This is a genomic window from Vibrio sp. 704 (assembly GCF_033339295.1).
Genome location: NZ_JAWOUH010000331.1, coordinates 1 through 779, shown reverse-complemented (window position 1 = coordinate 779; position 779 = coordinate 1). Strand labels below are relative to the sequence as shown.

1 protein-coding gene is annotated in these 779 nt (G+C 46.3%); it reads left to right on the top strand.

Features of this window, described 5'->3' with window-relative positions; genetic code table 11:
• On the top strand, window positions 1-669 hold a 669-nt coding region (locus R7R24_RS26270; protein ID WP_318120057.1), incomplete at its 5' end, for an EAL domain-containing protein.
• Window positions 670-779 lie beyond the last annotated feature (110 nt).

Here is a 779-nt window from a genome sequence, read left to right as displayed (position 1 = left end):
ATGTATTTAGAGATTTTGGTGCGTATTCGTGACGCGCAGGGTAACTACGTCTCTACGGCGATTTTCATTCCCGCTTCCGAGCGTTATAACATTGCGCATTGGATTGATAAGCAGGTGATCAACCAAGCGCTTGAATGGTTTGAACAGCGACCAGACGTAGTGGAAAAGTTGGGGCGTTGCTCGATTAACCTTTCTGGTCAATCCATGGGGAATCAGGAATTTATCGATTTTCTTTTCGAACGATTGAAAAACTCGACCATGCCGTGCGAAAAAATCTGTTTAGAAATCACAGAGACGGCGGCCATGGGCAATTTAGATCAAGCCATCGACTTTTTCACCAGAGCCAAATCGCTCGGCTGTATGATTGCGCTGGACGATTTTGGTTCGGGCTTGTCGTCTTTTGGTTACTTGAAGAAACTTCCTGTAGATATCGTGAAAATTGATGGCCTTTTCGTGCGAGATATCGACGTGAATGAAATGGACCGAGTGATGGTTCGCTCCATTAACGATTTGGCGAAGCAGCTTGGCAAAGTAACGGTGGCGGAATTTGTCGAAAACGAACAAGTCATGCAGCACTTGATCGACCTTGGTGTGGATTACGGTCAGGGCTATGGCATTGGTCACCCGAAACCGTTGGCAGAATTGGTCGAGAATCTCTCTTCGCTTTAACCTTGGCATCTCGCCGCCAATCTAGCTTTTAGAGGTAACTTGGGTATACACTCAGCGCCAGTTACCTCGATTTTTATTGGAGCCTCCTTTTGCAACTGCAATTGATCTGT